Raw genomic sequence first — 20640 nt, 5'->3', positions numbered from 1 at the left:
TCCAGCGCCTACCCCCTCGAGGTGTGGGGGATGAGCAAGGCGCTTCCGCTTTCTTTATGGAAAATTATTTGCATTAAGGAAACAAAGTACAGGTTATGAATAGTATATTAAAAAGCAGGTGATAACCTTGAAAAGAAGGCAAATGAAAATTCTGCAGTATAGTGCGGTGTTAAAGAAATTAGGGGTTATAAGTGAAGAGGAATATGAAAATATAAAAAAAGCAAACAAACTTACAGCATACGTCCGAAGATAATAAAAAAAGCGGGAATAGCTCCCGCTCTACATATTCACTAAGTATTTGGCTAACTAATATGGATTTTGAAATTTACTCTTTAAACGGTCTTAAGCCCCGTTTTTGAATCTCCGTTTTTAATATCCTAATCCATTCCTTTTCAGACCCTGACTTTAATGCATCACGATACGAGACGACCAGCTGCTCATTACTCATAATTTTCATTATGCATACCTCCTGGTTAAATGGATTGAATATTCTATTTTTTATTATTGTAAAGGTTTTTTAAGATTTTGTGAACCCTTTATAAAGAAAAGATTTATTACATTCTGGTGACATTTTTCTGTATATTCATTTCACACTATCAGACAGTAGACTGTGTTATACAGAAAAAGGTAAAATTTATATAACTACTGAATAAAGGGAGAATCTGCATATGAATGTGACGCTTGATCATATTGTCCACTTTATAAAGGCTGAGCCGGCTGCTGCTGCTGCAAAATGGAGGGATCAAGGATATAAGGCAATATCAGGGGGGAGCCATGAAAATTGGGGAACATATAACAGCCTCTTGTACATTGGGCATTCATACCTTGAGTTTTTATCGATTGAAAAGAATCATATTGCCTCAATGAGCGATAATCCGCTCATTAAACAGCTGACAGAAGAAATAAGAAGTGGAGAAGGAATCGGACAGCTTTGCTTCCGAACCAATAATATTGAAGAGCTGCAGGGTGAATTAACGGCAAAGGGCTTTGAGACCCTCCCAATCTTTGATGGAAGCAGAAAGAGGGCGGACGGAAGCATCCTTTCCTGGAAAATGCTCTTCTTAAAGGAAAATTACGACTATCAATACCCTTTCTTTATTGACTGGGGCAAGGAAGATGATAAAAGATTTGCGGAACTGAGACAACTCGGCCTAATTGATGAAAAGCTGGCTGCTAAAAAAATAGAAGCAGTCTATATAGCTTCTAAAGACTGTGAAAAATCTGCGGCAGCATGGCAGGAGATCATTCCAGCTTCCCGGGCTGATATTTACATAAGCAGTGACGGAAAAGACAAAAGAGCAGTCATTCTGATTGGTTCAGTTAATATCATCTTTTGCCAGCCATTATACGAGAATGGAATGGCAATGGAAGTTCTTCGTAAGAGGGGTGAGAAACCCTTTGCTGTTCAAGTAGCGCCAGGCCTTAACAAAGAACTATCACTATTTGAAGGTCTTTATTTTTAACGAGAGAGAAGTTTCAACTTAAACCTGCTGCCCTTTTTTAGGGCAGTTTTTTTATCTTATGAAAATTTATAAACTATTACTATATGAAAATATTGAATATTCAGCAATATGTGTTAACATAAAATGTAAGCGTTTTAAATCAGCATCTTAGAGAAATCTTTTGCATAATGATTAGATCATATACCAAGGAGGATTTCTGGATGACGGAATTATTGAATCTAACAGTAGGGAAGCTCCTGGAGGAGAAAGCCGGCCTTCACCCTGATCATGAAGCTGTAGTTTATGCCGATCGCGGGCTCCGAATGAGTTATAAGGAGTTTAATGATTATTGCAGGCTTGCTGCCAAAGGGTTTATGAAGCTGGGCCTTGAAAAAGGTGAGCATATTGCCGCATGGTCAACAAATACGCCGGAATGGCTTACGTGCCAGTTTTCAACAGGCAAGATGGGGGCTGTCCTTGTAACCGTTAATACAAACTATCAAGCTGCTGAACTCGAGTATCTGTTAAAGCAATCTGACAGTACAACGATTGTACTAATGGAGAAGTTCAGAGACACCTCTTACATAGAAATGCTGTACAGCATCGTTCCGGAACTGAAAGATTCCGAGCCGGGGCAGCTGAAAAGCAAAACACTTCCTTTCTTAAAAAACGTTATCGTCATGGGAGAAAAGCGCTTCCCTGGTACCTATAGCTGGGAAGATATTATCAGGATGGGCGAATCGGTCACAGACAGTGAACTCGATGAGCGGATGGAAAGCCTTGACCCTGACGATGCCATAAATATGCAATATACATCCGGAACGACAGGCTTTCCAAAAGGGGTTATGCTAACCCACAATAACATTGTTAATAATGGATACAATATCGCAAATTGTATGCGATTAACTACAGATGACCGATTATGTATTCCTGTTCCATTTTTCCATTGTTTCGGCTGTGTGCTGGGAACCATGGCATGCATATCCGTTGGCGCCACCATTGTTCCAGTTCAGGAATTCAGCCCTAAAGCTGTTCTGCAGACGGTCCAGGATGAGAAATGTACAGGCCTTCATGGAGTGCCAACAATGTTTATTGCAGAACTGAATGATCCTGATTTCAGCAAATATGATCTATCAACCCTCCGTACCGGCATAATGGCTGGCTCCAATTGTCCGATTGAGGTCATGAAAGGCGTTATTGAAAAAATGGGCGCAAGCGAAATAACCATTGCCTATGGCCAAACAGAGTCATCACCAGTTATAACCCAGACCCGGACAGATGATCCAATTGAACTGAGAGTAGAATCAGTTGGAAGGGCTTTGCCCAATGTGGAAGTGAAAATTGTAGAACCGGGCACAAATAACGAAGTTCCTTCTGGTATACAGGGAGAATTGTGTACCAGAGGCTACCATGTCATGAAGGGATATTATAAAAATCCGGATGCTACAAAAGAAGCCATTGATGAGGATGGCTGGCTCCATACCGGGGATCTAGCTGTAATGGATGAGAACGGATACTGTAAAATCACAGGCAGATTAAAGGATATGATCATCCGCGGCGGAGAAAATATATATCCGCGTGAAATAGAAGAATTCCTGTATACTCATCCTCAGATTCTGGACGTTCAGGTGGTTGGGGTTCCTGATGCTGTATATGGTGAAGAAGTGGTCGCCTGGGTAATAGCTAAGGAGGGCTCTGACTTAACTGCAGAAGAACTTCGCGATTATTGCAAAGGGAAGATTTCACGCCATAAAATCCCCCGCTATATCGAATTTATAAATGAATATCCAATGACAGCTTCAGGAAAAATTCAGAAATTCAGATTGCGTGAACAAGCAAAAGAAGTCATTGAAAATGCTAATACATTAAAACAATAGGCATATGAAGCCTGCGGGAGAACTTCCCGCAGGTTTTTTCAATTTCCATCTTCTTTCGTTCAAAAGGCTTAAAATATCTCCTCCTCATAGCCAATGTGATAAAGCTTTTAAGAAATTAAAATGGTATTAAAGATATGGGAAAAGGAGCGAGAGCATATGTATGATGAAATGTATGTAATGGAAGCTTTAATGAAGGCAAAACAAAAAGAAATGGATTTAATAACACCACACCATAAAAGCTCAAATAACAAATTAATTTGCAGGCTTCCGGTAATTAAAAATTTGGATGCCTGCCAATGCCAGGAATGACGGAGATGTTTCTCCGTCTTCTTTTTTTGAAAAGAATCTTCAGAAAATGATACTATAGTAAACAAAAGAGAGAACCAAGGGGGAATGTTTGCTTATGACTACGCAGAAATTGTTTGTATATGGAACCTTAAGAATGCATGAAACCAATCACTTTGTATTAAAAGGAAGCCCCTGCATTGCCGAGCAGGCATGGGTATACGGGGAATTATTTGATACTGGGCTTGGCTATCCCTCTATGAAACCATCGCTTGACCAAAAAGTGTATGGGGAACTTTATGAAGTGCATTTGGATCATTTTTCCGATCTGGATGAACTGGAGGATTATATCCCGGGCAGAAAAGACAATTTATACGATAGGGTGGAACAGACTGTCCATACGGATAATGGAGAAGTAAATGCACTAGTATATGTATCCTCCAGGGATGACCTGCTGGCAGAACCAATTCTTCACGGTGATTGGAAGCTTTACCAGCTTATGAAGGATAAGCCGGAGAAGACCTATTATTTTGCTTACGGATCCTGTATGGATGATGAACGATTTTGCGTGGCCAATGTAGATCACCATTTCAAAACGATTGTCGGCGGGGGAATATTGGCCGGTTATTCGATGCAATACCTGTTTTCCAGGGATGATGGAGGAAGGGCAGATATTATAGAAAATGGCGGTGTCACTGAAGGGGTTCTATATGAACTTCCCTATGAAGCTGTTGAATATCTGTTCCAAAGGGAAGGTTTTTACGGACAATGGTACCGTCCTGCCTTTGTAAATGTTCAGGCAGAGGATAAATTGTACAAAAATGTCCTGACTTTTCATGTCTATAATAAAAAAGGGGAGCTGCCCCCGCCTGACCATTACGCTCTTGAAATTCTCCGCGGCGCAAGAGGAAGAGTAAGTGATGATTATTACAAAAAGCTTGAACAGCAGCTGGAAAAACTGGGAGTTAAGATTCGATTGGATGCATGATAGCATACGACTAAAGGATGAACACAAGTTCATCCTTTTTTCTGTATGGCAGAGTTATCACTTTTTATACAATAAAGTGAAACTTCAATCAGTGGGGGTTTTCCTTATCCCCCACTGATTGTTAGTCGCGTTCTAGTGTCGCTAAGATCTCCGCTAGCGCTTCGATCAATCGACACTACGAACCCGATTGGTTCAACTAAGCCTCTGCCTGCGCGTCGGCAAGTTTCACTGTATCTCACCAATCGGGCCTTTACGGGCAGTGTGACCCCCGCTAATCCTCCTTTGATCCCTCTGAGTCTTGAAGTGGGGGTCTTACTGCCCGTTAGACTGCGATAAAAACAGATAAAAAATGAATTGGAGGACCTTACCATGCAGGGAGCAAAATTATATGAAGCACATCTAAACTCAAGCAATTTGGAAAGAAGTATCAAATTTTATGAAAACCTCGGCTTTAAAGTAGCTTACACGACAGAAGACAGAAAAGCAGCATTTTTCTTTCTGGGCGAAAATAAAGATAACATGCTGGGTATCTGGGAAACAAAAGACACCCCAATAAGGAAAAATCATATAGCCTTTTCTGTTTCGCCTGAGAAGCTCCGGGGAATTATTCCGTTTTTAACCGAAAAAGAGATCGAGGTCAGGGAAAGCTTTGGCCTATCACCGGCAGAACCGATTGTCCATACATGGATGCCCGCTGCTTCAATCTATTTTTATGATCCGGACGGCCACTCATTAGAATATATCGCTGTTTTAGAGGGGGAGGCAAAACCTCATCTAAATCCAATGCACCTAAGTGAGTGGGAAAAACTAAGCTAAATCCTGCAAAATTTCATTTGGTGGTTTGAAACAGGCTAAGCGGGTGGTATATAACCTTTGCCATCATCTTAGAAAGAGGGTCATCAAAATGAAAATTTTAGCAGATAATGGCTTTTATGAAGTGGAATATGATAATGAACATTATGATCATTTAGAATTTGTACGAACAGACCAGATCTGTGAAATTAACTATCTAACAATGAAAAACTCGTTAACTGGAGAAGTTTATACATTTGAGGCAGATAAAATCAAGCAGTTTCGGAAAATAATGAAGATAATGCCAGCTGCTAAAGAGAATCTGGTTGCAGACAACCGTTCCTATTCATTATAATAAAGTGAAACTTCAATCAGTAGGGGTTCTCTTTCCCAGTGATTGTTAGTTAACCAATCGGGCCTTTACGGGCAGTAAGACTGCGATAAAAACTAAACATAGAAAATAATGCAGACTTTGAAGGAGTGGCAATAGTGATTCATTTAAACTGGCATGAACGCGAAACATTGAAAAAAGTAAAATGTGTGCACACAGACGCAGCAAAATACATTGTAAACCGGGCTTTAACAGCAGGGAATATCTATGATGTAAAAAATGAAACGGAAGAATTTTATTTCATTGTAGACAATTCCGGAAAAGTAAGCGGATTTTATAAAGACTACTTCCAGGATGCTTAAACCCACAAAGAAAACGGCCTGTTATGGGCCGTTTTCTTTTTACCTTTGTGTCGGGAAAATTCTGCGCACAGTTTGTGTAAATTCATCAAAAAATCCTTCTACTGGATGACCTGCCCGAATGTCCTCTGAATATCCTGTCATTCGATCATAAAAGTCAGGGTTAACAGACACATATACATTATCGATATCCTGATCGACGGCTCTCACCTGATCTGAAATCTTACCCTCAACATCCTTAGTCAATTCTCCATTTCCATCATTTAAGCGTGCGGCCACATAGGCATTATTGTCTGTTACGATGACATTTGCAGATTCAACCTCTGTTATAGAGGTAATTTTATCGGCAGCTTTATCAGCAACCTTCATTCTCGGGGAATCATTTTGATTGTCATTGTCCGTTCCCGTGCGGGTAAGATCAATCCCCGGCTCAGTGGTGCGTCCATTTTCGCCATAGTTGCTGTCGTTCACTTTAGTCGGCTCTGTCAGGTCTCTGTTTCTCTGAGCTGTTTCATTCATATCATTATTATTCGTTGCACAACCTGCAAGCAATGCTGCTGACAGTGCTCCTGCCATCATTAATTTACGCTTAATCATACACTTTCCTCCTTTTGATTTTCCCCCTTATCTTTCCAAGAATAGATACTGTTATTCAAATTTCTTTAAACAAAAAGGGAGCATGGCATTAAGCCTGCTCCTCATGTCATTACGATTCTGACATAAACTGCACATGATCAGTTTTATCTTTTGTATATAATCTTCTTCCAAGCCATGATTGAAAAACTAAAAACAATCCGCCTGCAGTCCAATAAAGCGGCAAAGCTGCAGGAGCATTTAAAGAAACCAGCATAATCATTACAGGAGACAATAAACCCATGAATTTCATTTGCTTTGGCGTTTGCGCAGTCATATTGCTAAGAGTGAACCGGTACTGAAGATAGTACACTATTCCTGCAATGATTGTGATCCAAATGTCAGAATGACCCAGATTAAACCAGAGAAATGAATGTGCCGCAATTTCCTGATTTCCTCTTATGGCATAATAGAACCCCATTAAAATGGGCATTTGAATCAAGATTGGAAGGCATCCCGCCGCATTCAAAGGATTCACTCCATGCGATTGATACAAACCGAACATTTCCTGCCGCAGCTTTTGCTGCTCCTCCGGTTTTTTCGCTGTTTTCAGCTTTTGCTGGATTTTATCAAGTTCAGGTTTTAACTTATCCATTTTTTCTTTCATCAAGCTTTGATTTTTATATTGTTTAAGCATTAAAGGCATTAATATCAGCCTGATCACGATAGTAATGAAGATTATGGCCAGTCCGAAGTTGCCATGAAAGAAAACAGCCGTTCCATGTATGGCCAATGCAAATGGATTGACAAAATATTGATGGAAAAAGCTTGTTCCTTGTCCTCCTTGAGCCTGACAGGCAGATAAGAATATTGGTAATACGGTGATCATAGTAATGGCCAGCAACAGTTTTATTTTTCTCATTCAGGTCAAACCTCCCGCTATATTTTTTTATAAAATAGGGGAGAGGCCTTCCGGCTCATCGCTTTGATCGCCTTTTTTCAGGATCAGTTTTGCCATCCACGACTGAATCGAATCGCAAATAAAGGTCCGATCCATGCAAAACTCTGGAAGGTTTTCATATTCATTTTGATTATTCCCGATATTTCCGGGACTATAAAAAGCAGGCTTTATTTTCCAAATGATTAACAGCTTAGCAGCTAATCCAATGATATATGTTAAATAAAGAGTATATTCTGATGAAATAAAAGACGATTCAATTAATAGTTCAAAGATGTCAGTTCACCTCTATTCACATATTTAAGTATAATTGAATGCTGTATTGATAACAATTGCAGATATTGAACCATTTGCAAAAACTTATTTCTTGTCCATTCTATTGTCACTAAATAGGAATATAATAGGAAAAAGTATATATATATTAAGCTTTTGTGATACACTCTATCAGGGAGATTAAATTATCTCTAGTTCTCTAAATGAATGGTGGGGTATTTTGTCCTTGTTCAAACAAAAAACAATTATTACGCTTGCCAAACTCCTTGTACCCTTATTCATTTTGCTGTTTGTCATGCTTGAAGCAAAAGGGATATTCACTGATTTTAATTGGGCTCTCCTTGAGCTTTATGTTGACCGGCTAACTGTCCGCCGAATATTTTTTATCCTTTTATTGGGACTGGCTGCCCTTTTTCCAATGTATTTTTATGATGAAATATTGCAAAGGCTTTTCAGAATTAGGGTTCCTAAAAAAAAGCTTTTATTTTATTCTTTATCTGCTAACGCATTCTCGAACTTTATTGGACTGGGAGGTGTGGCAGGGGCTACACTCAGGTCCTATTTTTATAAAGATTACCTGACAGGCAGTACACCGTATATTAAAATAATTGCCAAGCTGTCACTTTTTTACCTTACAGGCTTGTCTATATTGTCATGGGTCGTCCTATTTACCGATTTACATTTGTATGATGATGTAAAGCTTATAAAAATCGCAGTCTGGGCTGTCGCCGCATACACACCGTTGCTGCTGGGCGTTTACTTTTTTAAGTCGTCATTTTGGAATACGAAGCACATCAAAAAGGGGTTTGCAGGGGAACTGCTGACGGTTTCATTACTGGAGTGGCTATTTATTATCATATGTATCTGGGGAATTGCCAGAGCACTGGAAGTATCGATTCCATTTTTTGTTTTGTTTCCGATTGTCATCATCTCTGCTTGTGCAGGTATTGCGAGTATGATACCAGGCGGAATAGGATCCTTCGACTTTGTATTTTTGATCGGACTGGAATCACAGGGTGTCCCATCAGAACTGGGGCTTTTGATTCTCATGTTCTACCGTCTAAGCTATTATATCGTTCCTGTGTTTATCGGCACACCGTTTATCATGAATCAGTTTTGGAATAATGGAATGCCAAAGAACAGCTTTAAAATGTAAAAGAGCCTTTAGGGGCTCTTTATTTTTTATTTTTACCAAAGAACATCCAGAATGTCTTTGTTAAATAAGTTCGTATCAATATTGCATGCCTCCGCATCAATTCCATACTGCCAGCCTGCAATCAGTGAGTTATCCGGAGCTTCAGGTTTATATTCAGGCGCCTGTGCCTGAGCGGTGATTCCTTTATTCGGCGCTGCAGTCCATATAAATGTGTTTTCAAGAAGGGGAGTGTTTTCGGCTGCAGCCTGATCGAAAGCTTTCCTCAGGGCCTTTTCCTTATCAAAAATTCCATAAATACCAGGTTCATAGGATGATTCTGACATGGCTTGATACCAGCCTTTTATAAAAGAAGAGTCGACAGGATAATTAGGCTCGATATCCGCAAAAACCGCGACACCCTCGGGTATTCCCAGCTCCTTTGCCAATTGAACAGCTGCTCTTGCTTCACTCTGTCCATTTTCAAGGCCTGTTGCATCATTAAATCGATTCCATATCACGAGTAATTTAATATCATTGCCCTGCAGCAGTTCAGCCTCTTCTGGTGTAATGCCTGCTGATACACCTTCTTTTTCACCTAAATACCGTCCCCATACTTTAGGAGATCCAAAGTTTTCACGAACACAAGAAATCAAGTCGCTTGAAGTGAGACTTGCCGAGTCTACACCCCAAACGACTTCATCATCCCCAGATTGGCCGTCCTGGTCATTTTCCTTATCCTTATCGCCGCTGCTGTTTTCCTTTTCATTATCTTTTTGACCGGAGTCCTGATTTTTATCAGCCTTATTTTTTATCGTATTTGTTACATTCACATCCACATTTACCTCTATATCATTCGTAACATTATTATCAATTTGACTATCTTCACCATTATTTAAATTGTTGTCGATTGAATTATTCACATTGGCTTTATTGCCTTTGATATTATTTTTTACTTCATTCGAGATATCACTTTCATGGCTTTTGCTTTGGCCATCTGGAACGGTCTCTGTTTTTGGCGGTTCGGCATCCTTTGAATCCATAAGCGAAAAAGTAAAGAGCGAAATCATTACGGCAAAAAATGCGGTCACAACGAAAGGCAAAAGGCCCCGTCTATCCATATCTCATAGCCCTCCTTGTCAGTTCATGACATCTTATGCTGAGGGCGGAAGGTTAGTGATTGCATCAAAAGGGGAGTGAAGAATGGTTTCTTATTTTAAAATAACATCGCAGCTGCTGATGTTTGGGAAATAATCTTGAAGCGTTATAACAGGATAGTATCGCTTGTTCAAAATAACGAACAGATGCTTGAGAATGTGTAAAAAAGTCTTAAATGGGTAAATATCCGTATATATTCAGGCTGAAAAATTTGCTTAAGGCTTTGAACTTCACTACTATTAAAATAATAGGCAAATTTTTCATCCATTTAAGTTGAGAAAGATGGGATTGGGGGATACTAGCCAATAAAAGAAATACATAAGGAAGATTTGTCACAGGAGGTTGCGATTATGCACAGGGAATTTGCGGATGATAGTATAGCTTTGCATACTGATTTATACCAGATAAATATGGCGCAGACTTATTGGGAAGACAATATACATAATCGAAAAGCGGTCTTTGAAGTATATTTTAGGAAGCTCCCTTTTGGGAATGGATATGGTGTTTTTGCAGGGCTCGAAAGAGTGATCGAGTATATTGAGAATTTCAGATTCACCGAGAGTGACCTGCAGTACTTAAAAAACGAATTGAATTATGCGGACGATTTCCTTGAATATCTGAAAAACATGACTTTTTCAGGAACCATTAAATCAATGGAAGAAGGCGAGCTTGTGTTTGGCAATGAGCCGATTATGCGTGTAGAAGCTCCGCTGGCAGAAGCCCAGATCGTAGAAACAGCACTATTAAATATTATAAATTACCAAACCTTGATTGCGACAAAAGCTACACGAATCAAAGAAGTCATTGGGGATGGGACAGCTATGGAATTTGGTTCCAGAAGGGCACAGGAAATGGACGCTGCCATCTGGGGAACAAGAGCAGCATATATAGGAGGGTTTGATGCGACATCTAACGTAAGAGCCGGCAAGAAATTTGGTATTCCAGCTGCAGGAACCCATGCCCATTCTTTTGTACAGGCATATCAGGATGAGTATACCGCTTTTAAGAAATATGCCCAGACTCATAAAGACTGTGTTTTTCTCGTAGATACCTATGACACGCTGAAATCCGGAGTCCCGAACGCCATTAAAGTCGCCCGGGAAATGGAAGGTCAAATCAACTTTAAAGGAATAAGACTGGATAGCGGGGACTTGGCGTATCTTTCCAAAGAAGCAAGGAAAATGCTGGATAAAGCCGGTTTTCATGATACAAAGATTATTGCATCAAATGATCTGGATGAATACACCATCATTAACCTAAAAGCTCAAGGAGCGAAAATCGATATTTGGGGCATTGGCACTAAATTGATCACGGCTTATGAGCAGCCAGCATTAGGAGCTGTTTATAAACTCGTTTCAATAGAAAATGAAGATGGCAAGATGACTGACACAATAAAAATCAGCGGCAATCCGGAAAAAGTAACCACTCCCGGCCTAAAGAAAGTATATCGGATTATTAACAAAGACAACCATAAATCAGAGGGAGACTATATTGCACTGGATCATGAGAATCCTCAAGCAGAACCCAGGCTTAAGATGTTCCATCCAGTTCACACGTTCGTAAGCAAATTCGTTACCAATTTCGAAGCGAGAGAATTGCATAAAGTGATTTTCCAGGAAGGGAAGCTTACCTATAAAGTTCCATCCTTAAAAGAGATGCAGAGCTTTGCAAAGGAAAATCTCAACGTATTATGGGATGAGTACCGCCGTTCTTTAAATCCGGAGGAATACCCGGTCGACCTGAGCCAGGAGTGCTGGGATAATAAAATGAACATGATCAGCCAGGTTAAACAAAATATAAAGAGCTGAAGCTATAGGAAGAGGGAGGAACCTGCAATGAATAGGCAAAAAGAAATTATGGAAAATTTAAATGTGAATCCAGCAATTGATCCAAAAGAAGAGATAAAAAACAGAATCCAGTTTTTAAAGGATTACCTTGTTAAAACGAATGCCAAAGGGTATGTACTGGGCATAAGCGGCGGCCAGGATTCCACTCTCGCCGGAAGACTTGCCCAGCTCGCTGTTGAAGAATTGCGAAAAGAAGGCAAGGAGGCAACATTCATGGCAGTCCGCCTGCCATATGGTGTACAGCAGGATGAAAAGGATGCCCAGCTGGCGCTTTCCTTTATCCAGGCTGACCGTGAGGTTGTATTTAATATTAAAAATGCAGTTGATGAAGTAAAAACCGAATATGATCGTATATTGCCGGAGGAACCGTTAAAGGATTATCACAAAGGCAATGTGAAAGCCCGCATGAGAATGATCGCCCAATATGCAATTGGCGGCCAATTTGGCTTGCTGGTTATCGGAACAGATCACGCAGCAGAAGCAGTGACAGGATTTTACACAAAATATGGTGATGGCGGAGCAGATATCCTGCCATTATCCGGACTGACTAAAAGACAGGGAAAGGCACTGCTTAAAGAGCTTGGAGCAGAAGAAAGACTTTACTTAAAAGTGCCGACTGCCGATCTTCTGGACCAGAAACCGGGACAGGCTGATGAAACAGAACTGGGTATTTCATATGATGAATTGGACGATTACCTGGAAGGAAAATCAGTAAGTCCGGAAGCAGTAGAAAAGATTGAAAACCGTTACTTCGTTTCCGAACATAAGCGCCAGATGCCTGCATCCATGCACGATAATTGGTGGAAATAAGCCCACACAAAAAAGGAAAATCCCTCGGGATTTTCCTTTACTTTTGAGCTAATTTGTTTGAAACTTCAATCAGTGGGGGTGTACTCTATCCCCACTGATTGTTAGTCCCGTTCTAGTGTCGCTAAGATCTCCGCTAGCGCTTCGATCAATCGACACTACGAACCCGATTGGTTCAACTAAGCCTCTGCCTGCGCGTCGGCAAGTTTCACTGTATCTCACCAATCGGGCCTTACGGGCAGTTTGACCCCCGCTTATCCTCCATGGATTCCTCTGAGTCTTGAAGCGGGGTCTTACTGCCCGTTAGACTGCGATAAAATCTCTCCGGTTCATCCACATTCAGAACGATGCGGCTTGCTTTTCTTTTCATACCGTACATCAGCTCATAAACTGCCGGCTCCTTAAGTATAATTTCGAACATCGGCTTTTCCTGGATAAGATCAGGCAATCTGGCATCAAATATATCATTCATTTCTTGTCTGCTGAACTTTTCGGGACCATCATAATAGTTGATTTCTTTAACATCTTCCAATGGAAGGTACATGCTTTTTGAGAATCCTGACTGCAGCAGCAAATGAGAATCAGTAAGGACGAAAGGGGTTAAGCGGGTTGCGTTGATCTCGGCCAGAAAGTATATAATGCCATATATATTTGCTATTAAGATGATATATGCCACAATAGCATTCCATGAATGAAGCCAATAATGAAGTCCGATCGATTCAATGGCTATCGCATGGATCAGCATAATATAAACAGCATTTACACTTGTTTTTTGATGGTATGTGAAACTATCTCCATGCTTTATGGAGGGCTTCTTTTTCCATGAAAACAGGGCATAATTAAACATAGCGAATTCAGTTATAAATACAGTTCCCAACCTATTATTCGGCAAATGCGTTTCAGCCGCCCTTTTAACATTAAAGAGAAATAGAGAATTAATACCGTTTAGCCTGCGGTATTCTTTTAAAAGTACAGGCAGCTTAGTAAGAATTTTATAGGCAATAAACAACTCCAGCCCTATAAAAAGCGCTTCGGAAAAAACAATTATATAAGGTAAAAAGGCAAACTGCGAAAATTGGCTGGCAGGGATAATAAAATAGGCAGCTCCGTATCCTGCTAAAATAACTGCCCCTAAATACTTCAGCGAATACCTTTTCCGAAGGATAAGGAAATACGCCAATAAGGGTACAACAACCAGCAAGTCAAACAGGGAGCCAACCGCCGCACCGTCTGGAACCGGACCAAAAAGCGTGGTCCTGTAAAGAAAGTAGTTGGAAAACAGAATCATAGATAACAGCACACCAAACATCAGCCAATTAGGCCTTTTCAATGCATTTGTCATAATTATCCACCTCACTTTAATTATAGTTTATTTGAGGGGTAAATAATATTGAAGTTTTGGTGAACTCGGTATATCTGTTTGCGATGTTGAGTCCGAACTCCGGGCGACTTCGGACTCAACGTGTACCAGTTCGCAGTTTTGAGTCCGAACCTCCGGCAACTTCGGACTCTGCGTGCACCAGTTTGCGATTTTGAGTCCGAACTCCGGGTAACTTCGGACTCAGCCGGCATCCGTTTCCAGTTTTGGGTCCGAACTCCAGCCAACTTCGGACTCTGCCGGCATCCGTTTCCAGTTTTGGGTCCGAACTCAGGCCAACTTCGGACTCTGCGTGCACCAGTTAGTCAAGTCCTGGTTATTGTGTAAAATCAATGGCAAGTGTTTTCAACCAAACCTTTTCATTTTTTTAGCGAAGCTTCCATAGATTTTTTTCTTCATCTCCGGGAAGGGATGTCAAATGATTTTCAATTTGACATCCCTTCCCGGAGATGTAATCATCCATGATGGAAGTGAAGCTGAAAATACGACTACTTTAGCCTGCCACCCATTAAAGACTTCCTCTTTAAGTAATCTGACTCATGGTAATGCATCAGAACTGCGCCAACCAAACGGTAAGCTGATTGAGAATTGGGGAAAATGCGAATCACTCTTTCCCTTCTGCGAACCTCCTGATTAAGCCGTTCCAATGAGTTGGTACTTCGGATATGGATCCGGATATGGTCAGGAAAATTCATATATTGAATGGTATCTTCGAAACCTTCATCCAAGATGGTAAGCGCTTTTTCAAATCTCGCCTCATTACTAAAACGGTTCATCAATTCATCCTTGAACTGGCGTATGTCCTCAATCGTAACTGCTTCAAATATCCGCTTAATCATCATGCGGATTTCGGCTGTATCCTTTTTGGGCAATTTTCCAAGGATATTCCGTTTGAAGTGGACACTGCATCTTTGCCAGGCCGTCCCGATAAATTCACGTTGAATGGCTCTCTGAAGCCCTTGGTGAGCATCCGAGATCAGTAGTTTTGGTGATTAGAGGCCGCGTGATTTAAGCTGTTGAAAAAAACGGCTCCAGCTTTCGTAACTTTCCACATGGTCAACACTTAGGCCAAGTATTTGACGGGTGTTATTCTCTGCAATGGCTGTCGCAATATAAACAGCCTTGGATACGACACGATTGTGCTCACGGACCTTTATATACATGGCGTCGGCAAAAACATAAGGGTAGTAGGTTGTATTCAGGGGCCGACCGGCCCATTCATTCACAAGGGGATCAAGCTTGTGTGTAAGAGAAGAAACAAACGATTTGGACACATTCTTACCACAAAGCTGTTCTACAATGTTGGTCACTTTCCTCGTTGAAACCCCATTGACAACCATCTCCACCATTGAGAGGACCAGGGCCTGGTCACATCGTGAATACTTTTCAAAAACAGTAGTTGAGAACTCGCCATTACGTGTGCGTGGAACCTTTAGGGTTATATTTCCGATACTCATCAACAGTTCACGTTCATAGTAACCGTTCCGGTAGTCACGGCGTTCAACAGCGCGTTCATAAGGGGCAGCCTTTAAATAGTCATCCCTTTCCTTTTCCATAAACTCATTTAGTACCAACACAACGGCTGATTTAATGACCATATCAAGATTGGAATTTACAATAGCTTCTTTTAAAACATCAACATTCAGGTTAAACTGTACTTGAGTCATTACTATTCCTCTTTTCACTAGTTTTTCTGTGGTAGAAAACAGTGTTGCCAAGAGAGAATAAAATGACTCTTTCTTTTTACACAATTATATGGACTTAATCCACCAGTTTGCGATTTTGGGTCCGAACTCCGGGTAACTTCGGACGCAGCCGGCATCCGTTTGCAGTTTTGGGTCCGAACTCTAGCTACCTTCGGACTCAGCGAGCATCTGTTCGCGGTTTTGTGTCCGAACCCCAGCCATCTTCGGACTCTGCGTGCAACAGTTCGCGGTTTTGTGTCCGAACTCAGGCCAGCTTTGGACTCAGCGGGCATCTGTTCGCGGTTTTGTGTCCGAACCCCAGCCAACTTCGGACTCAGCCGGCATCCGTTCGCGGTTTTGTGTCCGAACTCAGGCCAGCTTCGGACTCAGCGGGCATCTGTTCGCGGTTTTGTGTCCGAACCCCAGCCAACTTCGGACTCTGCCGGCATCCGTTTGCAGTTTTGGGTCCGAACTCCAGCCAACTTCGGACTCAGCGAGCATCTGTTCGCGGTTTTGTGTCCGAACACCAGTCAACTTCAGACTCAGCCGGCATCACTTTTGCGTCCTAACCCGACACCCAAAAGAACAACTACAAGACACAAACAAAGCCCCAATCGAAATTGGGGCAAACCACATAAAACGCTGCAACTAAAATCCTAAATCAAAACCAACTTTTATAACCCAGCCAAAAGCCGATAGGCCCATTCAGTTTTTTCCAAACTCGGCGGATCAATATCCTTCAGCGGATATTCCAATCCAAGCGCTTCCCATTTATACACACCAAGCTTGTGATAGGGGAGAACCTCAATTTTTTCCACATTGTTCAACTCTTTTATAAAACAGCCCAATCGTTCCAGATCCCGTTCATCATCAGACCTTGTTGGCACCAGCACATGGCGGATCCATACAGGCACCTGATGATCAGACAGAAACCGCGCAAATTGAAGGATGTGCTCATTTGTAAGTCCTGTCAGTTTTTTATGTTTCTCCCTATCAATATGTTTCAAATCCAGCAGTACCAGGTCCGTATAGTTCAAAAGCTCTTTCAGCTGTGTCTGAAAAAGCGGGGAGCTGGAATAGCAGCCCCCTGATGAATCTATGGCAGTGTGAATGCCAAGTTTCTTGCATTCTTTAAAAAGCTCTATAAGAAATGGAATCTGCAGCAAAGGTTCACCGCCGCTGACTGTGATGCCGCCTCCGGAAGCCTCGAAGAAAGGGAGATAGGATTGCAGGTCATTCATGATTTCTGAAACGGACATTTGCTTCCCTGTTCCAATTTCCCAAGTATCTGCATTATGGCAAAATTGACAGCGAAGGAGGCACCCCTGTGCAAAAATAACATACCGGATGCCAGGTCCGTCTACTGTACCGAATGTCTCTATTGAATGAATGTTGCCGTGCATGATCATCTTCCTTTCCATAAGCACCGGGGCAGCCGCAGCTGCACCTTGCTAAAGCTTTTTGAAGAAGGGAGCCGATTAAAATGGCCCCCCATCCGATTGGTTACATGGATTCATGGAATGTCCGATTTATAACATCAAGCTGCTGCTCTTTAGTCAGCTTAATGAAGTTTACTGCATAGCCTGAAACCCTGATGGTCAGCTGCGGATATTCCTCCGGATGTTCCATGGCATCCATAAGTGTTTCTTTATTGAATACATTGACATTTAAGTGATGCCCGGATTTTATGGCATATCCATCGAGTATGGATACCAGATTTCGAACACGGCTTTCATCATACTTTCCAAGTGCTTTAGGAACAATGGAGAAGGTGTTGCTGATGCCATCGAGCGCCTGTTTGTACGGTAATTTTGCAACAGAGGACAGGGAAGCAAGCGTTCCTTTCGTATCTCTTCCGTGCATTGGATTTGCACCTGGGGCAAATGGCTCTCCGGCACGCCGTCCATCAGGTGTATTGCCAGTTTTCTTGCCATATACCACATTTGATGTAATGGTTAATATCGACATCGTGTGCATAGAGTTTCTGTAAGTCTGATGCTTTCGTAGCTTCTTCATAAACCGTTCAACCAGGTCTATAGCGATGCTGTCGACGCGATCATCATTATTTCCGTATTTCGGAAAATCTCCTTCTGTTATAAAATCAATCACTATCCCGTTCTCATCACGGATTGCCTTAACGGTTGCATATTTGATGGCACTTAGCGAATCGGCCGCAACACTCAGACCCGCAATGCCAGTGGCCATTGTTCTGAGAATTTCGGAGTCATGCAAAGCCATTTCGATTCGTTCGTAGCTATATTTATCATGCATGTAATGAATGATATTCAGAGTATTAATATAGAGGTCTGCCAGCCATTCCATCATGAAATCAAACTTCTCCATCACTTCCTCATATCGAAGGATGTCTGATGTTATTGGGGCATAGGCCGGGCCGACCTGAATGCCCAGTTTTTCATCCTTGCCGCCATTAATGCTATATAAGAGGGCCTTTGCAAGGTTTGCTCTTGCTCCGAAAAATTGCATTTGTTTTCCTATTTCCATGGCAGAAACACAGCAGGCGATTCCATAATCATCGCCATACTCGGGAAGCATGATATCGTCGTTTTCGTATTGGATTGAACTTGTTTCGATTGACATCCTGGCACAATATTTTTTAAAGTTCTCAGGAAGCTTGGCGGACCATAATACCGTTAAGTTCGGTTCCGGAGCAGGACCAAGATTTCTAAGGGTATGAAGGAAGCGGAAAGAATTCTTTGTTACAAGCGGGCGGCCATCAAGCGCCATCCCGCCAATGGACTCTGTAACCCATGTAGGGTCACCGCTGAATAATTCATTATAATCAGGCGTTCTGGCGAATTTTACGAGACGCAGCTTCATGACAAAGTGATCAACCAGCTCCTGCGCTTCCGTCTCGGTAAGTACCCCGTTCTTAATGTCTCTTTCTATGAAAATATCAAGAAAAGTGGAAACACGGCCAAGACTCATAGCGGCACCATTTTGTTCCTTGATGGCAGCAAGATAAGCGAAATACAGCCATTGGAAAGCTTCAAGAGCATTTCCTGCAGGCTTTGATATATCAAAACCGTAGCTGTTTGCCAGCTGTTTCAGTTCCTTCAGAGCCCTGATCTGTTCTGAAATTTCTTCCCTCAATCGAATATTTTCTTCCGTCATTACACTTGAGGTCGATTTCATATCAGCTTTTTTCGCTTCAATCAAGCGGTCAGCCCCATAAAGGGCAACCCTGCGGTAATCTCCGATAATCCTGCCCCGGCCATATGCATCAGGCAGTCCGGTAATTATGCCAGCTTTACGGGCAAGCTTCATTTCATCCGTATAGGCATCAAACACGCCCTGGTTATGTGTTTTGCGATAGTCTGTAAATATCTTTTCAATGTCTTTGCTGGCTTCATAGCCGTATGCTTCACAGGCAGCCACAGCCATGCGGACTCCGCCAAATGGCTGAAGAGAGCGCTTAAACGGCTGGTCAGTCTGGACACCTACAATTTTTTCTTTATCCTGAACGAGATAACCAGGTCCATGTGAGGTAATAGTGGAGACGATTTCTGTGTCCATATCGAGCACGCCGCCTTGTTCCCGCTCCTTTTTGGTGAGAGCCATTACTTTTTCCCATAAAAATGATGTAGCTTCTGTAGGACCTTTCAAAAATGATTCATCCCCGGAAAAAGGTGTAAAGTTCTTTAATATAAAATCTCTAACATCAATTTCACGTGTCCAAATGCCTTCTTTAAAGCCGTTCCATCTTTCCATGTCAGTTCACCTCAAAGAGATTATTTGTATAACAGTTGTTACAACTTTACTATACTATCAATATAACAGATTTAATGTGAAATAAATCACAAACATTTTGAACGTATTGTGAAATATAGTTATTATGCAACTTCAGACAAAAAGTGTATTACAAAACCATCCAGAGTCTGTGAACTGTTATACACAGATGAAAATCCGACCATAAAAACTGATAGCAATTATTATGAAATTCTTACATTCGGCGCCAACAATTACCTGTTTATTAGAGTAGAAGTTTTTGATTAAATATAAATATGAAAACACTATCAAAACTTTCATTCATTTTAATGTTGTCTGTCGCACTTGTCTTTGGATTCAATTTTGATGCAAAAGCATCAACAGTACATACCGTTCAGCCAGGGGATACGATGTGGAAGATTGCCATGAAGTATCAGGTGGGTGTTCCTGAAATCATTAATGCCAACGGGCAGATTTCAAACCCGAACTTCATTTATCCCGGACAAAAGGTGAATATCCCTACTCTGTCAAAAGCCACAACAGGCGTTGAAGAACAAGTAGTTCAGCTTGTTAACCAGGAAAGGGCAAAGTACGGATTAAAGCCGCTGAAATCAAATTGGGAGCTTGCGAGAGTAGCAAGGTACAAATCTCAGGATATGATTAATAAGAGATATTTCGATCATAACTCACCTACATACGGAAGCCCGTTTGATATGATGAAGAGCTTCGGAATTACCTACAGAACTGCTGGGGAAAACATTGCTGCCGGGCAAAGAACTCCTCAGGAAGTGGTAACAGCGTGGATGAACAGTGAGGGTCACCGCAAAAATATCCTATCTGCGAACTTCACAGAAATCGGAGTAGGTTACGCACAGGGCGGAACTTACGGACACTATTGGACACAAATGTTTATTGGGAGATAAGAGGAAAATCTCCAGCGCCTTGCCCACCCCCGACACCTCGAGGGGGCAAGCTGCTTGCGCTAGACAGTAAAGAAAAGCACCGGAATAATCCGGTGCTTTTGCTTTG

The 20640-nt window shown here is 41.6% G+C and carries 18 protein-coding genes and 1 pseudogene; 11 read left to right on the top strand and 8 right to left on the bottom strand.

The window, feature by feature from the left end:
- Positions 1-325 precede the first annotated feature (325 nt).
- The gene (sda, locus tag NAF01_RS11730; RefSeq protein ID WP_035330849.1) at positions 326-457 is read right to left on the bottom strand and encodes a sporulation histidine kinase inhibitor Sda; all 132 of its coding nucleotides are present in this window, start codon (positions 455-457) and stop codon (positions 326-328) included.
- Positions 458-668: 211 nt separating this feature from the next.
- Between sda and NAF01_RS11725 the strand changes: the two genes are divergently transcribed.
- The 7 genes from NAF01_RS11725 to NAF01_RS11695 all read left to right on the top strand — a co-directional run bounded on the left by NAF01_RS11725 (position 669) and on the right by NAF01_RS11695 (position 6077).
- A complete protein-coding gene (locus NAF01_RS11725; RefSeq protein ID WP_250802333.1) occupies positions 669-1463 on the top strand; it encodes a VOC family protein in 795 nt (264 codons plus the stop codon).
- 200 nt (positions 1464-1663) lie between these two features.
- Positions 1664-3319, top strand: a complete 1656-nt coding sequence (locus tag NAF01_RS11720) for an AMP-binding protein (RefSeq protein ID WP_250802332.1) — start codon at positions 1664-1666, stop codon at positions 3317-3319.
- A gap of 156 nt (positions 3320-3475) precedes the next feature.
- On the top strand, positions 3476-3628 hold the full coding sequence (locus NAF01_RS11715; RefSeq protein WP_156185228.1) for a hypothetical protein: 153 nt from the start codon (positions 3476-3478) through the stop codon (positions 3626-3628).
- Between the two features lie 94 nt (positions 3629-3722).
- A complete protein-coding gene (locus NAF01_RS11710; protein WP_250802331.1) occupies positions 3723-4592 on the top strand; it encodes a gamma-glutamylcyclotransferase family protein in 870 nt (289 codons plus the stop codon).
- A gap of 369 nt (positions 4593-4961) precedes the next feature.
- Complete coding sequence (locus NAF01_RS11705; protein WP_197245847.1) at positions 4962-5408, top strand: VOC family protein; 447 nt, start codon at positions 4962-4964, stop codon at positions 5406-5408.
- An 88-nt stretch (positions 5409-5496) separates the two neighbouring features.
- Positions 5497-5739 (top strand): hypothetical protein, encoded by a 243-nt coding sequence (locus NAF01_RS11700; RefSeq protein ID WP_197245849.1) that lies wholly within the window; start codon positions 5497-5499, stop codon positions 5737-5739.
- A 134-nt stretch (positions 5740-5873) separates the two neighbouring features.
- Positions 5874-6077 (top strand): DUF6501 family protein, encoded by a 204-nt coding sequence (locus NAF01_RS11695; protein ID WP_048011117.1) that lies wholly within the window; start codon positions 5874-5876, stop codon positions 6075-6077.
- A gap of 39 nt (positions 6078-6116) precedes the next feature.
- Here NAF01_RS11695 and NAF01_RS11690 read toward each other — a convergent pair whose 3' ends face one another.
- Together NAF01_RS11690 and yidC are read right to left on the bottom strand one after the other, a co-directional pair.
- Complete coding sequence (locus tag NAF01_RS11690) at positions 6117-6671, bottom strand: YhcN/YlaJ family sporulation lipoprotein (protein WP_250802330.1); 555 nt, start codon at positions 6669-6671, stop codon at positions 6117-6119.
- Positions 6672-6780: 109 nt separating this feature from the next.
- Positions 6781-7569, bottom strand: coding sequence for a membrane protein insertase YidC (yidC, locus tag NAF01_RS11685; RefSeq protein ID WP_048011115.1), 789 nt, complete (start codon positions 7567-7569; stop codon positions 6781-6783).
- A gap of 535 nt (positions 7570-8104) precedes the next feature.
- On the opposite strand from yidC, the gene NAF01_RS11680 reads away from it, so the two are divergent.
- Positions 8105-9034 carry a lysylphosphatidylglycerol synthase domain-containing protein gene (locus tag NAF01_RS11680; RefSeq protein ID WP_250802329.1) on the top strand — a complete coding sequence of 310 codons (930 nt, stop codon included), beginning with the start codon at positions 8105-8107 and terminating at the stop codon, positions 9032-9034.
- A gap of 32 nt (positions 9035-9066) precedes the next feature.
- Here NAF01_RS11680 and NAF01_RS11675 read toward each other — a convergent pair whose 3' ends face one another.
- Complete coding sequence (locus NAF01_RS11675) at positions 9067-10131, bottom strand: glycoside hydrolase domain-containing protein (RefSeq protein ID WP_250802328.1); 1065 nt, start codon at positions 10129-10131, stop codon at positions 9067-9069.
- A 387-nt stretch (positions 10132-10518) separates the two neighbouring features.
- Here NAF01_RS11675 and NAF01_RS11670 point away from each other — a divergent pair, with 387 nt between their 5' ends.
- Both NAF01_RS11670 and nadE read left to right on the top strand, forming a co-directional pair.
- Complete coding sequence (locus NAF01_RS11670; protein WP_048011112.1) at positions 10519-11976, top strand: nicotinate phosphoribosyltransferase; 1458 nt, start codon at positions 10519-10521, stop codon at positions 11974-11976.
- Positions 11977-12003: 27 nt separating this feature from the next.
- Positions 12004-12825, top strand: coding sequence for an NAD(+) synthase (gene nadE, locus NAF01_RS11665; RefSeq protein WP_250802327.1), 822 nt, complete (start codon positions 12004-12006; stop codon positions 12823-12825).
- Between the two features lie 229 nt (positions 12826-13054).
- On the opposite strand, the gene NAF01_RS11660 is transcribed toward nadE, so the two are convergent.
- The 4 genes and pseudogenes from NAF01_RS11660 to pflB all read right to left on the bottom strand — a co-directional run bounded on the left by NAF01_RS11660 (position 13055) and on the right by pflB (position 19614).
- On the bottom strand, positions 13055-14164 hold the full coding sequence (locus tag NAF01_RS11660) for a hypothetical protein (RefSeq protein ID WP_241746527.1): 1110 nt from the start codon (positions 14162-14164) through the stop codon (positions 13055-13057).
- 524 nt (positions 14165-14688) lie between these two features.
- A pseudogene (locus NAF01_RS11655) lies at positions 14689-15867 on the bottom strand (IS256 family transposase).
- A gap of 692 nt (positions 15868-16559) precedes the next feature.
- Entirely contained in the window at positions 16560-17288 is a 729-nt protein-coding gene (gene pflA / locus NAF01_RS11650) for a pyruvate formate-lyase-activating protein (RefSeq protein WP_250802326.1), read from the bottom strand.
- A gap of 100 nt (positions 17289-17388) precedes the next feature.
- Positions 17389-19614, bottom strand: coding sequence for a formate C-acetyltransferase (pflB, locus tag NAF01_RS11645; RefSeq protein ID WP_250802325.1), 2226 nt, complete (start codon positions 19612-19614; stop codon positions 17389-17391).
- A 293-nt stretch (positions 19615-19907) separates the two neighbouring features.
- Between pflB and safA the strand changes: the two genes are divergently transcribed.
- Positions 19908-20534: a SafA/ExsA family spore coat assembly protein gene (gene safA, locus NAF01_RS11640; RefSeq protein ID WP_082138917.1), complete on the top strand. Its 627-nt coding sequence runs from the start codon at positions 19908-19910 to the stop codon at positions 20532-20534.
- Positions 20535-20640 lie beyond the last annotated feature (106 nt).

Source organism: Cytobacillus firmus, assembly GCF_023657595.1.
Taxonomy (GTDB): Bacteria; Bacillota; Bacilli; order Bacillales; family Cytobacillaceae; genus Cytobacillus; species Cytobacillus firmus_B.
This window is presented reverse-complemented; position numbering and strand designations above follow the sequence as displayed.

Bases quoted from the DNA above. Each gene is read 5' to 3' on its own strand.
- sda (WP_035330849.1), bottom strand. From the start codon at position 457: ATGAAAATTATGAGTAATGAGCAGCTGGTCGTCTCGTATCGTGATGCA.
- NAF01_RS11725 (WP_250802333.1), top strand. From the start codon at position 669: ATGAATGTGACGCTTGATCATATTGTCCACTTTATAAAGGCTGAGCCG.
- NAF01_RS11720 (WP_250802332.1), top strand. From the start codon at position 1,664: ATGACGGAATTATTGAATCTAACAGTAGGGAAGCTCCTGGAGGAGAAA.
- NAF01_RS11715 (WP_156185228.1), top strand. From the start codon at position 3,476: ATGTATGATGAAATGTATGTAATGGAAGCTTTAATGAAGGCAAAACAA.
- NAF01_RS11710 (WP_250802331.1), top strand. From the start codon at position 3,723: ATGACTACGCAGAAATTGTTTGTATATGGAACCTTAAGAATGCATGAA.
- NAF01_RS11705 (WP_197245847.1), top strand. From the start codon at position 4,962: ATGCAGGGAGCAAAATTATATGAAGCACATCTAAACTCAAGCAATTTG.
- NAF01_RS11700 (WP_197245849.1), top strand. From the start codon at position 5,497: ATGAAAATTTTAGCAGATAATGGCTTTTATGAAGTGGAATATGATAAT.
- NAF01_RS11690 (WP_250802330.1), bottom strand. From the start codon at position 6,671: ATGATTAAGCGTAAATTAATGATGGCAGGAGCACTGTCAGCAGCATTG.
- yidC (WP_048011115.1), bottom strand. From the start codon at position 7,569: ATGAGAAAAATAAAACTGTTGCTGGCCATTACTATGATCACCGTATTA.
- NAF01_RS11675 (WP_250802328.1), bottom strand. From the start codon at position 10,131: ATGGATAGACGGGGCCTTTTGCCTTTCGTTGTGACCGCATTTTTTGCC.
- NAF01_RS11670 (WP_048011112.1), top strand. From the start codon at position 10,519: ATGCACAGGGAATTTGCGGATGATAGTATAGCTTTGCATACTGATTTA.
- nadE (WP_250802327.1), top strand. From the start codon at position 12,004: ATGAATAGGCAAAAAGAAATTATGGAAAATTTAAATGTGAATCCAGCA.
- NAF01_RS11660 (WP_241746527.1), bottom strand. From the start codon at position 14,164: ATGACAAATGCATTGAAAAGGCCTAATTGGCTGATGTTTGGTGTGCTG.
- pflA (WP_250802326.1), bottom strand. From the start codon at position 17,288: ATGCACGGCAACATTCATTCAATAGAGACATTCGGTACAGTAGACGGA.
- pflB (WP_250802325.1), bottom strand. From the start codon at position 19,614: ATGGAAAGATGGAACGGCTTTAAAGAAGGCATTTGGACACGTGAAATT.
- safA (WP_082138917.1), top strand. From the start codon at position 19,908: ATGAAAACACTATCAAAACTTTCATTCATTTTAATGTTGTCTGTCGCA.